The following is a 13,349-nucleotide window of genomic DNA, read 5'->3' on the forward strand; positions in this document are numbered from 1 at the left end:
GTCACCAGCCCGGGGACGCGGCGCGCACCGGGCGCAGCGGCGTCAGGATCTCGGCGGTCAGGGCAGCGACCAGGGCGGCCCGGCGGGGCATCTCGGCCACGACCACGTGTTCGTGGTCGGCGTGCGCTCCCCCGCCGACGGCGCCCAGGCCGTCCAGGGTCGGCGTGCCCACGCCCGCGGTGAAGTTGCCGTCCGAAGCGCCACCCACCGAGGCCTGGCCGGGAGCGTCCAGCCCGAGCCGCCCGGCGACGGCCACCGCCTGGTCGTACAGGGCCTGGCTCTTCGACAGGGGCGGCCGGTTCGGGCCACCCTCGATGATCAGCCGCGATCCGGGTACGGCCGGGCTGAGCAGGCGCATCGCCGCGTCGACCCGCTGCTGCTCGCCGAGCGTGCGGATGCGGACGTCGACCGCGAAGTCACCGGCCGCCGGGACCGTGTTGGTGGTCGTGCCGGAGGTCATCCGGGTGGGCACGACCGTGGTGCCCTCGCCCGCGTCGGCGAGCGCCCGCACGGCCAGGATCTGGTGGGCCAGCTCGACCGAGGCGTTGACACCGCGCTCGGGTTCCAGGCCGGCGTGCGCGGCGCGGCCCTCCGCGCGTACGCGATAGAGCGACACCCCTTTGCGCTCGGTCTTGAGCGCGCCGCCGTCCGCCGACGCCTCCAGCACCAGGGCGGCGGCGCAGCCGGCCGCCTCCGCCTCGATCAGCTCGCGCGAATCGGGCGAGCCCAGCTCCTCGTCGCCGGTGACCAGGATCGTGATGCCGGTGCGGTCGGGCAGCTCGGCCACCGCGTGGATCGCCTGGACCAGGCCGGCCTTCATGTCGAAACAGCCCGGGCCGCGGAGCACGCCGCCCTCGACCGTGACGGGATGGGTGGCCAGGGAACCGATCGGCCACACCGTGTCGTGGTGGCCGAGCAGCAGCACGCGGGCCGGGCCGTCGCCGAACCGCCAGCGGAGGCACCCGTGGGGCAGGCGCTCCGGCTCGGCGCCCAGCCGGGCCGCGCCCACCGCGGCCAGGACGTCGGCGCTGCGGGCCACGGCGTCCGGGTCGTGCGACGGTGACTCGCAGCGGACCAGGGTCTCCAGGTCGGCGAGCATCCGCGGGAGGCGCTCGTTCATGCGGTTGAGCATCAGGCCACCTTGGGCGTGGCGCGGACGCCGAAGTGCAGGTAGCGCTCGCCGGTGGCCAGCCGGTAGAAGACCAGCGGGATCCAGTGCCGGCTGTTCGGCAGGCGTACGGCGTAGCGGTCCTGGTCGATCGCGACCATCGGCAGCTCCTGGACCGGGTCGGGGACAAGCTCGGCCAGGGGGCCGGTGGTGGTGATCCGGAAGGTCCCGGGCAGCACCTCCTGACGGCTGCCGGCCCGCTCGTACACCCCCAGGTGCGGGGTGAGGTCGACCTCGGGCTCGTCGGCCGGCGGCTGGATCGGCGCGGGCAGGGCGACGCCGGCCACCTCGGCGAAGATCTCGGTGAGCAGCTCCTGGAACAGGTCGCGACCGTTCTCGGCGTTGGTCAGCAGGGTGACCGCCAGCCCCTGCTCGGGCAGCAGCCGCAGGAACGCCTGCTGGCCGATGGTGGTGCCGTCGTGGCCGATCAGCCGCCGCCCGTCCCACCCGAACCGGATCCAGCCCAGCCCCCACGAGTCGCCGAGCGTGTCCTTCTCGGGCAGCTCGACCTGCTGGGCGGCCATCTGCTCCCGGCTACCCTCGGACAGGATGTCGCCGCCGGTCAGGTGCAGCTTCGCGAACGTCAGCAGGTCGGCCACCGACGAGTTGATCAGCCCGGCCGGCCCGAGCGCCCGCGACAGCATCCACACCGGCGCCGTCTTCCCGTCCACGTGCCCGATCGCGGCGCGGTGCCGCAGCGCCTCCTCGGGCAGCGTCGACGTGCGGGTCAGACCCAGGGGCCGCACGAGCCGTTCCCGTACGGCCGCGTCCCACGTCCCGCCGGTCAGCCGCTCGATCACCAGCCCGGCCAGCACGAACCCGGCGTTGCAGTAGGACCAGGTCGCGCCGAGCGGATGGTTCTGGGCCACGTCGGCGAGCAGGTCGACGTACTTCTCGACGCAGTCGTCGCCCCGGCCGGTGTCGGTGAACACGTCGCCGTCGATGCCGCTGGTGTGGGTCAGCAGGTGCCGCATCGTCAGGCCCGGCCGCTTGAACTCCGGCAGCACGTCGGTCAGCGGCGCGTCCAGGTCGAGCTTGCCCTCGTCGACCAGCTGCATGGCCAGGGTGGCCGTCCACACCTTGCTGATCGAGCCGATCTGGAACACCGAGTCGGGCGTGGCCGTGACGCCGGTGTCCACATTGAGCACACCGTGGGCGACGGTGACCGGCTCCTCGCCGACCCGCAGGATGCCGAGGGCCGCGCCCGGAACCCGGTGACGCTCGGCCAGCGCGGTCAGCCGGCGCTGCCAGTGCGCGGCGTCCAGGGGCGCCCGGCCCGAACCGGTGTGGCGCTTCACCCACTCGGCGACCCGGCGGCCGTAGTCCATCCGCTGCGACGGCGGGCCGTCCACGATGAACAGGTGCGAGGCGCCGGGATAGAGCACCAGCTCGGTGGGGACGCCGCGCTCACGCAGGGCGGTGTGCCACTGCTGGGCCTGGCCGGCCGGGCAGCGCGCGTCCGCCTCACCATGCAGGACCAGCGTGGGGGTGCCCACGTCGGCGACCCGGGTGATCGGCGACATCGCGGCGTAGCGGTCCGGATCGTCCCACGGGTGCAGGTTCAGCTCGTACGACGACATGAACGACCCGAAGTCCGACGTGCCGGCCATCGAGGTCAGGTCGGCGACCAGTCCCCCGGCGACCGCGGCCGCGAACGGCTGGTCCTGCGCGGTCAGGTAGCAGGTCATGTAGCCGCCGTAGCTGTAGCCGGTGACGGCCAGCCGTTCCGGGTCGGCGAGGCCCTCGGTGACCAGGGTGTCCACCGGCTCCAGGAAGTCCTTGGCGTCGGACACGCCCCACGCGCCGGTGGTGGCGGTGAAGAACTCCCGGCCGTACCCGTCGCTGGCCCTCGGGTTGACCACCAGGACCGTCCAGCCGTCGGCGACCAGTTCCTGGTGGTAGAGGTGGATCTCGTCGGCGGCGCCGTCCCACGCGTTGTGCGGGCCGCCGTGGATGTCGAGCAGCAGCGGACCGCGTCCGGTGACCTCCGGGTCGCGCGTCACCCAGCCGTGCACGGTGGTGCCGTCGGAGATGGTGAACTCGCGCTCGACGCGGGGGAACAGTTCCAGGTCCTCGATGCCGTGGCTGGTGAGCACGGTCTCCACGCCCGTGGTCAGATCGACCTCGACCACCTCGCCGAACGAGTTCGGGGTGCTCAGCACGATCACCGCGGTGTCGCCGGCCACCGACAGCCCGCTGACCAGGCGACCGGCGCCGGCCACGACCGGGCGGGGCTCACCGCCGGCCAGATCGGCCGAATAGAGGTGGGTGTAACCGCGATCGCGTACGCAGAACAGCACGGTCTTGTCGTCGGTGAACCGCGGCAGCGCGCCCGGGTAGCCCGGTCCGCCGGGCATCACATTGCGGTCCAGCGGGGCGGCCAGGTCGGTCACCGCGCCGTCCTCCAGTTGCACGCGGAGCAGGCCGGAGAGCCCGACGGGCGGACCGTCCATGCCCACGACCAGCAGCGACTCGCCGTCCGGGGCCCAGGTGACCGCTCCGCCGTACCCGTCGGCCAGGCCCTTGATCTCGGGTTTGGCGTGCGGGTCGGTGATGTCCAGCAGGTGGATCGGCGCGTGCGCGACCAGATCGGCGTCGGGCGCGGTGGCCGCGGCGAAGGCCAGCGTGGTCGAGTCCGGCGACCAGGCCGGCTCCCCCGCGTGCCAGTCGCCCTCGGTGACCTGCCTCGGTTTCCGATCATCAAGATCAACGACAAACAGATGCTTGCGTACGCCGCGCAGCAGTCCCGCGCCGTCGGCCTGGTAGTCGACCCGCCGGGTGACCATCGGTGCGTTGGAACTGTCTTCCGGCGCGCGATCGACCGGGGCGGCGAAGGCGATCTTCGTGCCGTCCGGGCTCCAGAGCGGCGCGCCCGCCCCGAGCGGGAGGTCGGTGAGCGCCTCGGGCTCGCCACCGTCCGCCGGGAGCAGCCAGACCTGCTTGTCCCGGACGAAGGCCAGCCAGGCGCCGTCCGGGGACCACGCCGGCGACGTGTCGTTCTCGCCGCGGGTCAGGCGCCGCGGCGGAACTCCCGCTCCGGTGATCCAGATCGCGCGGGCGGTGCGGTCGGCCTCCACGTCCGCGGTACGCAGGACGTAGGCGATCCGGCCGTCCGGTCCGAGCGCGGGCTGCTCCGGCACCGCGACGTCCCGCAGATCCTCGATGCGCAGTCTCCGTACCACCGCGGACTCCTCTCCTTGGTCGTAGTGCAGCCTGCCCGCCGCGGTCCGCCGGTGTCTTGGTGCGACCGGACGAGAGCGGGCCGCCGTACTCGTCGGGTCAGTCACTTGCATCATGAAAGTCACTCGGCGTACGGTCGCCGTCATGTCGCATCAGACCTTCGGCCGCCTGCGGGTTTCCGCGTACGCCGGCTCATGAGGCGCACCAGCTTCGCCGGGTCCGAGTGCCCGATCGCCGGCAGCCTCGAACTGGTCGGCGAATGGTGGTCGATGCTGATCCTGCGCGACGCATTCGACGGCCACACCCGCTTCGACGCCTTCCAGCGCAACCTGGGCATCGCCCCCACCATGCTGACCCGCCGGCTCCGGACGCTGGTGTCGGCCGGCCTGCTGGCCAAACGGCAGTACCAGGACCGGCCGCCACGCCACGAATACGTGCTCACCGACCTGGGCCGCGACTTCCGCCCGGTGATCCTGGCCCTCTACGCCTGGGGCGACCGCCACCTGACGTCCGCCGGCCGCAACCGGGTGCTGATCAACCGTGCCACCGGCGCCGAGATCACCCCGGTCCTGGTCGACTCGTCCACCGGCCGCCCGGTCGCCGAGCTGGACGCGGTCTTCACGGCCGGCCCGGGCACGCGGGAACCCGCCTAAGCTCGTGGCCGGCCGGCGCCCGCGCCACCACTGATCGGGCACACGCCGGCGCCAGGCCGCTGCAGGCTGCGCGCCGCGACCCTCGACAATGGAGATGGTCAATGAATCGCGGTTCCGCCGCACGGGCCCTGCTGGCGGCGCGGGGGCTACGACGGCGCGGGCCGCTACGACGGGCCGAAGACGCGCAGCTGGAGCATGGCGCCCAGGCGGGCGTCGGGGTCGGTCAGGTCGATCTCGCCCAGTTCGGCCAGCCGGCGCAGGCGGTAGCGGAACGTGTTGGGGTGCACGTGCAGGGCGGCCGCGGCGGCGACCACGTCGCCGAAGGCGTCCAGCCACGCCGCCAGGGTCTCGACCAGGTTGGCGTGGTGTTCGGTGTCGTAGGCCATCAGCCGGGCCACCGGGCCGCTCGGGGTGTCGCCGCGGGCGGCGACCGTGTCGCGCAGTTCCAGGAGCATGGCTTCGGTGTGCACGTCGGTCAGGCGGGCCACCCGGCGCGGGCCGCCACGGCCGCTGCGCAGGACGCGGAGGGCCCGGTCGGCGCTGGTGCGGGCCGAGGCCAGCGAGGACACCGTGGCCGCCACCGGGCTCACCCCGATCAGCGCCGGCGCCCGGTCGCCGATGCGGTCGAGGAAGGCCGCGGCCAGGCGTACGGCCCGGGTGTCGGCGTCGGTCGGCAGCAGGCCGTACGTGACGTCGCCGAGCAGGGCCACCGCCGAGCTGGCCTGGACCGCGCTGAGGTGCATGGCCAGCGCGTCGGTGAGGCGCTGCCGTTCGGCCGCCATGCCGGAGCGGTCGTCGGCGCCGTCCAGGGCGGGCGCCAGCGCCAGCACGACCAGCGGCTGGTCGGCCAGCCCGAGCCGGGCCAGCGAGTCGCGGGCGCCGGCGCCACCTTCCAGCGCCGTCCCGACCAGCTCGGTGCGCAGCCGCCGCTCGACGTCGGCGCCGGCCCGCAGCCGCAGCATGTGCAGCGCGACCAGCTTGGCCGCGTCGCAGAACGCCCGGGACCGGTCGGGGGTCAGCGGCTTGCGGACGGCCGCCCAGATCGAGCCGAGGAACTCGTCGCCGGCCCGGACCGCGACGGCCACCCGTGGCACCGAGAAGTCGCTGAGCTCGGCCGGCGGCGCCACGAACACCGGCTGCTCGCTGCGGTGCAGGTTGCGCATCACGCCCTGGGAGGACAGCAGCCGCGCGTAGCGTTCGGGCACCTGGCGGCCGAGGATGGTCTCCACGCGGGACTCGTCGGCCTCCTCCTGGCGGCCCGAGAAGGCCAGCACCCGGGAGTCGGGGTCTTCGATCGTGACCGGCGCGTCGACCAGCGCGGCGACCGCGTTGGCCAGCGCGAACAGGTCGCCGGAGGGCATGCCGCCGAGCATCTCGGGCCCGGTGTCGCCGACGTCGCCCTGGCTGAGCATCGAGCGGAGCAGGGCGGCCAGCTGGGCCCAGGAGGCGCCCCGGGTGAGCGAGAGCAGGGCGACGCCGCTCTGCGACGCGGCGTCCCGGAGGGCGTCGGAGGCGGGCACCGGAGCCCGGACGACGAGGCCGGTCGCGCCCTGGCCGCCGAGGGATCGGAGCAGCTCGGCGATGTCGGACGCGTCGCGCAGGCCGACGCCGAGAACCAGGGCGTCGGGCGGCAGACCCGGTTCGTCGTACGGGTCGTGGAAGGCGACGCCGCCGATCGGAGCGGCCGACCCGGGGTTCCCGTGCACCAGGTCGAGCAGCGTCGCGCCGAGATCCTCGAGGACCCGGCCGAGGCTCGCGCGCGGCAGCTGGCTCATGATCGCCCAGCCTAGTGAGCCGGGCGCGGCACCGCGGCCAGAAGTTCCCGGGTGTACTCGTGGCGCGGGTCGCCGAGCACCTCGTCGACCGGGCCGTACTCGACGATCCGGCCGTCCTTCATCACCGCGACGATGTCGCTGACGTAGCGCACCACGGCCAGGTTGTGCGAGATGAACAACATGGTCAGGTTCATCCGGCGCTGGAGCTCGCGGACCACGTTGAGGACCGCGCCCTGGATCGACACGTCCAGGGCCGAGGTGATCTCGTCGGCGATGATCACCTCGGGGTCGCCGGCCAGCGCGCGGGCCAGCGCCACCCGCTGCCGCTGGCCGCCGGAGAGCAGGTGCGGCCGGTCGCCGGCCCGGTCACCGGGCAGCCCGACCAGCTCGAGCAGGCCGGCCACGTCGACCGCCCTGCGCCCGGCCTCGGCGATCGACTCGCCGACGGACATCCGCGGGTCGAGGGCGGAGTACGGGTCCTGGAAGACCATCTGGACGTGCCGCTCGTGCGGGGCCGGCGAGATCCGGCCGGACGCCAGCGGCGCCAGGCCGACCGCCGCGCGGGCCAGCGTGGACTTGCCCGACCCGGACTCACCGACCAGCCCGACCACCTGGCCGGCCGGCACCCGCAGGGACACGTCGTCGACCGCGACCGTGCCGCGCCGGCGGGAGCCGAAGCGGACGGTCACGTTCTCGAACGTCAACTCACGCACGCGGCGTCGCCCGGGCGCCGAAGTGCACGTACCGCTCGCCGGTGGGCAGCTCGTAGAACGTGGCCGGGATCCAGTTGCCGGTCTCCGGGTCCTGGCACACGAACAGGCCGGGCGCGACGCCCACCATCCGGTAGTGCGAGTCCTGCTCCTGGAGCACCTCGGCCAGCGGCCCGGTGATCTGGACGGTCATCACCGGCTTGCCGTCGACCTCGTGCACCTCCTGCCGGATGCTGGCCCGCTCGTAGACGCCCAGGTACGGCGTGATGTCGACGTCAACCGGCGGCGAGGGCGGGCCGAGCCGCTCAGGCATGGTCACGCCGGCCAGGTCGGCGAAGATCTCCCGGTACAGCTCCTCGTACAGCTTGGCGCCGTTGCCGCCGTTCGTGAGCAGCGCGACCGACAATGACGAAGAGGGGAGCACGCGCCAGAACGCCGCCTGGCCGATCGTGTTGCCGTCGTGGCCGATGACCCGCTCGCCGTCCCACTCCATCCGCTCGAAGCCGAGGCCCCAGGAGTCGCCGAGGGTGTGCTTGTCGGGCAGCTCGACCTGGAACTCGGCCATCTGCGAACGGCCGGCGTCGGACAGGGTCTCGCCGCCGTCCAGGTGCAGCTTGGCGAAGGTCAGCAGGTCGGCGACGGTCGCGGTGATCGCGCCGGCCGGTCCGGCCGAGCGCGGGATGCCCCAGACCGGCGCCACGGTGTTCTTGCCGTCCTCGTAGAGGTGCCCGACCGCGGCCCGGTGCATGATGGCCTCCTCGGCCAGCGTGACCGTGCGGGTCAGACCCAGCGGTCCGACCAGGCGCGAGCGTACGGCCGCATCCCACGTGTCGCCGGTCAGCTTCTCGATCACCCGCCCGGCCAGCGAGTAGCCGGAGTTGCAGTAGGACCAGGTCGCCTCGAGCGGATGGTTCTGCCGGGCCTCGGCCAGCAGGGCGGCGTACTTCTCCAGGCAGTCGTCGCCCCGGCCGGTGTCGGTGAAGATGTCGCCGTCGATGCCGCTGGTGTGGGTCAGCAGGTGGCGCATGGTCAGCCGCTTGGTGACCTCGGGGTCGGCCAGCTTCAGCTCGGGCAGCACCTCGATCAGCGGCGCGTCCAGGGTCAGCTTGCCCTCGTCGACCAGCTGCATGACCAGGGTCGCGGTCCACACCTTGCTGATCGAGCCGAGCTGGAACAGCGTGTCCGTGGTGACCGGGACGTCGGTGCGGAGGTTGGTGACGCCGTACGCGGCCTCGGCCACCTCGCCGTCCTTGAGGATGCCGAGGGCGGCGCCGGGGACGTGGTGGAGCGCGGCCAGCTCAGCCAGTCGTCGCCCCCAATGTGCAGTGTCCAGACTCATGACTGTTCTCCTTTCAGGAGCGCGGGGACCACGGCGGGTGCGAGGTCGGAGTGCCAGCAGGCGACGCGCCGGCCGTCGTGGGTGGCCAGCGGCGGGTCCTCGGTGCGGCACCGGTCGGTGGCGAGCGGGCAGCGCGGGGCGAAAGCACACCCCGGCGGCAGGTCGCGTGGGTCCGGCGGCCGGCCGGGGATCACCGCGAGCGGCTGCGACCGGTCGGTCTCCATGTCGGGCACGGCGGCCACCAGGGCCCGGGTGTACGGGTGCCGGGCGTCCGACCGCAACGCCGTGGCCGGCAGGTCCTCGACGATCCGCCCGGCGTACATGACCAGCACCCGCGAGCACATCTGCCCGACCACCGTGACGTCGTGGCTGATGAAGAGCAGCCCGACGTCCTCGGCGGCCCGGATGTTCTGCAGGAGCTGGAGCACCTGCTTCTGCACGGTGACGTCGAGCGCGGTGGTCGGCTCGTCGGCGATGATCAGCGACGGGCTGGCCATCACGCCCATGCCGATCATGGCCCGCTGGCGCATGCCGCCGGAGAACTCGTGCGGCAGCTGGGCGGCGCGGCGGGCGGCGTCCGGGATGCGCACCGCGCTCAGCCGGTCGACGGCCCGTTCCCAGGCCGTACGCCTGCTGGCGCCGCTGTGGGTACGCACGACCTCGGCGAGCTGGCGGCCGACCCGCTGGACCGGGTTCAGCGAGGTCATCGGGTCCTGGAAGACCATGGCGAGCGAGGTGCCCAGCAGGCGGCGGTGCGCTCGAACGTCGTCGCCTCGGAGGTCCTGGCCCAGGAAGGACAGCCGGTCGGCGGTGACCTCGCCGGGCGGCTCGATCAGCCGGGCGATGGCCAGCGCGGTCAGGCTCTTGCCCGACCCGGACTCGCCGACGATGCCGACCGCCTCACCGCGCCGCAGCGACAGGCTGACGCCCCGGACCGGGCGTACCCCGGGGAACGACACCTGGAGGTTGTGCACGGCGAGCAGAGCGTCCGGCACCTCCGGCATCGGTGACTCGAGCGCGGGAGGCGGCGGGCCGCCGAGCGTACCCGTCTGGGTGGAGCGCAAGCCGATCGCCCGCGCGACCACCTCTCCGCTCAGGTTGAACGCCATCGCCGCGAGCACCACCGCGAGACCCGCGACCAGCGCGCCCGCCGGGTGGATGTAGATCTGCTGGAGGCCCTCGCCGAGCAGCCGGCCCCAGTCGTAGCTGGGCGCCTGCACGCCGAGGCCGAGGAAGGACAGGCTGGCGAAGGCCAGCGTCGCGTTGCCGGCGGCGATGGTGGCCGTGATCACCATGGAGTCGGCGATGTTGGGCAGCACGTGGCGGACCAGGATGCGGAACCGTCCGACGCCGGCGATGCGGGCGGCGGAGATGAAGTCCCGGCCGGCGATCGTGGCCGACAGCGTCTGGGCGATGCGGGCGAAGTTCGGCGCGGTGGCCAGGCCGATGGCCAGCACCGCGCCCTTCGCGCCGACACCGAAGATGACCGCGAAGAACAGGGCGAGCAGCAGGCTCGGGAAGGCCACGGCGATGTTGATCAGGGTGCCGATCCAGCGGCCGACGCGCCGGCCGAGCACCGCGGTCGACGTGCCCAGCACCAGGCCGGCGAGCACGCCGAGGCCGGTCGCCAGCAGCGCCAGGCCGACCGACAGCCGGGTCGCCACCAGCACCCGGGCCAGGACGTCGCGGCCGAGCGGATCGGTGCCGGCCAGGTGCGCCGCCGACGGGCCCCGCAGGATGTCGGCCGGGTTGACCGCGTCGGCGCGCTCCTGCCAGATGAACGGGGCGAACAGAGCCAGGGCCAGGACGAGGACGAGCAGAGCGAACGCGCTGACCCCCAGCGGACCGAAGCGGCGCATCAGCTCTCCCGGATCGTCGAACGGGGGTCGACCACGGCCAGGGCGACGTCGACGGCCAGGTTCGCCAGCAGCACACCGATGCCGTAGACCAGCACCACACCCTGCACGGTCGGGTAGTCCTTGGCCAGGATCGAGCCGACGATCGTGCCGCCCAGGCCGGGCCAGGCGAACACGTTCTCGACCAGCACCGTCCCGGCGACCAGCGAGCCGAGCAGCAGGCCACCGAGGGTGAGCGTGGTGGTCAGGGCGTTCGGCAGGGCGTGCCGCAGGTAGACCACCCGCTCCGGGAGGCGCTTGGCCCGGGCGGTACGCAGGTAGTCGGTCTGCAGCACGGCCAGCATCTCCACCCGGACGATCCGGGCCAGCACGAACGCCGGGCCGATGGCCAGGGCGAGTACCGGCAGCACGTACGAGTCGGGGCCGGCCTTGCCCGCGACCGGCAGCCAGCCGAGCTGGACGCTGAACACGAAGACCAGCCCGACCGCCATCAGGAACTCGGGGATCGTCGCGAGCACCACGCTGGCCGAGGTGAACGCCAGGTCACCACCGCGCCGGCGGCCGTGCCGCACGAGCACCGCCATCAGCGTGCCCACCGGCACCGACACCACCACGGCCACCACGAACGCGAGCCCCGCCATCTGCACGGTGGAGCCGAGCCGGGCCGAGATGACGTCCGACACCGGCAGGCCGGACGTCATCGAGGTGCCCAGGTCGCCGGTGAACAGGCCGGCCAGGTAGTGCAGGTACTGCTGCCAGAGCGGGTCGTCCAGGCCCATCGCGGCGCGGCGGGCCTGGACCAGCTCGAGCGGCGCGGTCGGGCCGAGCGCCGCCCGGACCGGGTCGCCGGGCAGCGCGTGCATCATCGCGAACGCGGCGGTCACCAACACCCACAGCGACAGCACCAGCCGTCCGGTCCTGCGCGTCGCGAACCTGACCCAGACGTTCATCGGCCGGCCCGGTCAGCCGAGCATCCGGATGGTGGCCGGCCCGACATCACCATCGGAGAGGTCGAGCGTCGCGCCCTTGACGAAGTACGGGTTGTTGGAGCTGGCGAACGGAACCAGGTCGAGCCGCTTGATCAGCTCGGTCTCGGCCGCCAGCCACTGGGCGCAGCCGCCCTCGCCGGCCGTCTTCTGGGCCTCGGTCACCGCGGCCTGGTAGGCCTTGTTGTCGATGCTGGCGAAGTTGGTGCCGTTCGGCGGGGTCGGCCCGGAGAGGTAGGCGACCAGCTGGCTGGGCAGGGTGACGCCGATCGGGAACATCGCCACGTCCCAGGACAGCTCGCCGGCCGCGATCTGGCCGACCTGCACGGCCGTCACGTTCTTCAGCGTCACCTTGACGCCGGCCGCGGTCCACTGCTGCTGGAGCAGCTCGGCCGCGGGCTGGGCGCCCGGGCTGGCCGACGCGGCGAAGGCCACAGTCAGCGAGAGCGGCTTGGCGGCCAGGGCGGCCTTGCCCGCGGCGGCGTCGAACGGCGGCTGGTTACCGGAGATCGTGTTCCCCTTGCACGGGGTCATCGCCGGCGCCACCAGCCCGGTCGGGTCGGCGCCCCGGCCCGAGGTGAAGACCTGCTGGATCTGCTTGAGGTCGACCGACTGGACCAGCGCCTTGCGAACCGCCTCGTCGGCGGTGGGCAGGCCCGGCTTCTGGTTGAACCACAGCTCGCCGGTGGGCGCCAGGATGTCCCGTTTGAGGTAGCCGTCGCCGGTCAGCCGCTGGCTGTCCGGGCCGCTGAACCGGGCGGCGTTGAGCTCGCCGGTGAGCATCAGGTTGGCCGCGGTGGCCTCGTTCGCGACCACCCGGATGATCACCTTGTCGGGCAGTCCGACCGTGTCGGCCTTGACGTCGCCCGGGCCCCACGCGTACTCCTTGCGCCGGGTCAGCGTGTAGTGGTCGTCCGGCACCGCCTCGGTCACCGTGAACATGCCGGTGCCGTCGGAGCTCTGCTTGAGCTTCGTCCGGTCCTTCATGCCCTGGTCACAGACGATCGGCAGACCGCCCAGGTTGCGGTCGAGGAAGGCGTCCGGGGCGGGTGAGGTGACCGTGATGACGCCCGTGGCCTCGTCCGCGGTGGCCTTGGCGCCGGCCGGGACGTAGGTGCCGACCCGGGTCGACGCGTTCTTCACGTCGCCCACGAAACTGATGTTGCCGGCCACCGTCTTAGCGGTCAGCGGGGTGCCGTTCGCGCAGGTCACGCCCTTGCGAAGGGTGAACTTGGCCTCGGTGGTGGTGGCTTCCCACTTCTCGGCCAGGCCGGGCAGCATCTTGCCGTCCGCCGAGAAGCCGAGCAGGGAGTCGTAGAGGAAGCGGTCCACCTGGCCGGCGATCGTCAGCGAGGTGAAATGTGGGTCCAGGTTCCCCGGGTCGGAGGGCACGGACATGGTGAACGTCTTACCGTTCACCGGCTGCCCACCGCCCGCGCCCCCGGCCGAGTCATTGCCGCAAGCGGCGGTCAGCAGTGCCACCGCGCCGAGCGCGGCCGCCGATCGTAGAGCCTTCATCGCGCCCTCCACGTGCTACGTGAAGGCAAAGACTGCCGATCTCGCCGAACAATGTCTTTGGCGTGACCGACAACACTCCCCTGGTCTGGTTGTCGGCCCGGACGAGCGCCGGTCCGTTCACCTCCGGGTCGGTTGCCGTCCATTTTGGATCCGTAGGGTCACGA

9 protein-coding genes are annotated in these 13,349 nt (G+C 73.0%); 1 reads left to right on the forward strand and 8 read right to left on the reverse strand.

Annotation, left to right across the window (positions count from 1 at the left end):
* Nucleotide 1: 1 nt before the first annotated feature.
* Nucleotides 2-1,132 (reverse strand): M20 family metallopeptidase, encoded by a 1,131-nt coding sequence (locus AB0O15_RS11080; protein ID WP_364317255.1) that lies wholly within the window; start codon nt 1,130-1,132, stop codon nt 2-4.
* Complete coding sequence (locus tag AB0O15_RS11085) at nt 1,132-4,350, reverse strand: serine hydrolase (RefSeq protein WP_364317257.1); 3,219 nt, start codon at nt 4,348-4,350, stop codon at nt 1,132-1,134. The genes AB0O15_RS11080 and AB0O15_RS11085 overlap by 1 nt, the downstream gene beginning before the upstream one ends.
* A 192-nt stretch (nt 4,351-4,542) precedes the next feature.
* On the opposite strand from AB0O15_RS11085, the gene AB0O15_RS11090 reads away from it, so the two are divergent.
* Entirely contained in the window at nt 4,543-5,001 is a 459-nt protein-coding gene (locus AB0O15_RS11090) for a helix-turn-helix domain-containing protein (RefSeq protein WP_364317258.1), read from the forward strand.
* Nucleotides 5,002-5,165: 164 nt separating this feature from the next.
* Here AB0O15_RS11090 and AB0O15_RS11095 read toward each other — a convergent pair whose 3' ends face one another.
* The 6 genes from AB0O15_RS11095 to AB0O15_RS11120 are packed head-to-tail and all read right to left on the reverse strand — an operon-like array spanning nt 5,166 to nt 13,185.
* The gene (locus tag AB0O15_RS11095) at nt 5,166-6,776 is read right to left on the reverse strand and encodes a helix-turn-helix domain-containing protein (RefSeq protein ID WP_364317260.1); all 1,611 of its coding nucleotides are present in this window, start codon (nt 6,774-6,776) and stop codon (nt 5,166-5,168) included.
* Nucleotides 6,777-6,787: 11 nt separating this feature from the next.
* Nucleotides 6,788-7,489 (reverse strand): ATP-binding cassette domain-containing protein, encoded by a 702-nt coding sequence (locus AB0O15_RS11100; RefSeq protein WP_364317262.1) that lies wholly within the window; start codon nt 7,487-7,489, stop codon nt 6,788-6,790.
* A complete protein-coding gene (locus tag AB0O15_RS11105; RefSeq protein ID WP_364317264.1) occupies nt 7,482-8,825 on the reverse strand; it encodes a serine hydrolase domain-containing protein in 1,344 nt (447 codons plus the stop codon). The genes AB0O15_RS11100 and AB0O15_RS11105 overlap by 8 nt, the downstream gene beginning before the upstream one ends.
* Nucleotides 8,822-10,684: a dipeptide/oligopeptide/nickel ABC transporter permease/ATP-binding protein gene (locus AB0O15_RS11110; RefSeq protein WP_364317266.1), complete on the reverse strand. Its 1,863-nt coding sequence runs from the start codon at nt 10,682-10,684 to the stop codon at nt 8,822-8,824. Before AB0O15_RS11110 ends, AB0O15_RS11105 begins: the two co-directional genes overlap by 4 nt.
* Nucleotides 10,684-11,631, reverse strand: a complete 948-nt coding sequence (locus tag AB0O15_RS11115; protein WP_364317268.1) for an ABC transporter permease — start codon at nt 11,629-11,631, stop codon at nt 10,684-10,686. The genes AB0O15_RS11110 and AB0O15_RS11115 overlap by 1 nt, the downstream gene beginning before the upstream one ends.
* A gap of 12 nt (nt 11,632-11,643) precedes the next feature.
* A complete protein-coding gene (locus AB0O15_RS11120) occupies nt 11,644-13,185 on the reverse strand; it encodes an ABC transporter substrate-binding protein (protein WP_364317271.1) in 1,542 nt (513 codons plus the stop codon).
* Between the last annotated feature and the right edge of the window lie 164 nt (nt 13,186-13,349).

The organism is Actinoplanes sp. NPDC089786, from assembly GCF_040684855.1.
Classification (GTDB): domain Bacteria; phylum Actinomycetota; class Actinomycetes; order Mycobacteriales; family Micromonosporaceae; genus Actinoplanes.

Excerpts from the sequence above, each read along its gene's own strand:
- AB0O15_RS11115 (WP_364317268.1), bottom strand. The coding sequence starts at position 11,631 with ATGAACGTCTGGGTCAGGTTCGCGACGCGCAGGACCGGACGGCTGGTG.
- AB0O15_RS11105 (WP_364317264.1), bottom strand. The coding sequence starts at position 8,825 with ATGAGTCTGGACACTGCACATTGGGGGCGACGACTGGCTGAGCTGGCC.
- AB0O15_RS11080 (WP_364317255.1), bottom strand. The coding sequence starts at position 1,132 with ATGCTCAACCGCATGAACGAGCGCCTCCCGCGGATGCTCGCCGACCTG.
- AB0O15_RS11120 (WP_364317271.1), bottom strand. The coding sequence starts at position 13,185 with ATGAAGGCTCTACGATCGGCGGCCGCGCTCGGCGCGGTGGCACTGCTG.
- AB0O15_RS11095 (WP_364317260.1), bottom strand. The coding sequence starts at position 6,776 with ATGAGCCAGCTGCCGCGCGCGAGCCTCGGCCGGGTCCTCGAGGATCTC.
- AB0O15_RS11090 (WP_364317258.1), top strand. The coding sequence starts at position 4,543 with ATGAGGCGCACCAGCTTCGCCGGGTCCGAGTGCCCGATCGCCGGCAGC.
- AB0O15_RS11110 (WP_364317266.1), bottom strand. The coding sequence starts at position 10,684 with ATGCGCCGCTTCGGTCCGCTGGGGGTCAGCGCGTTCGCTCTGCTCGTC.